Source organism: Streptomyces sp. HSW2009 (assembly GCF_040240285.1).
Taxonomy (GTDB): Bacteria; Actinomycetota; Actinomycetes; order Streptomycetales; family Streptomycetaceae; genus Streptomyces.
In genome coordinates, this window is sequence record NZ_JBEHZD010001228.1 from 1 (window position 1) to 291 (window position 291).

The window sequence follows — 291 nt, forward strand, 5'->3', positions numbered from 1 at the left end:
GGGGGGGGGGGGGGGGGGGGGGGGCCCCCCCCCCCCCGCGCCCCCCGGGCCCCCCCGGCCGCCCCCCGTCACTACACCGCGGCGACCACGATGATCGTCACCACCAGGCCCGTGAGCAGCGCCACCATCCCCCAGAACAGCAGCATGTAGTACTGGCCCGAGAGCGCCTGCCGCGCCCGGCTCGGGCTCCACCACGGCGGCTCACCGGCCGGGGCCGGCTGCTGGCCCGGCTGCTGGCCCGGCGGGGCGGCAGGGGCCGGCCCCGCGGACGGTGGGGCGGAAGGCGTGGCC

General features: G+C 82.1%; 1 pseudogene. It reads right to left on the reverse strand.

What is annotated here, in order from left to right:
* Positions 1-71: 71 nt before the first annotated feature.
* Positions 72-291 (reverse strand): annotated as a pseudogene (locus tag AAHZ94_RS35300) (hypothetical protein); the annotation flags it as partial.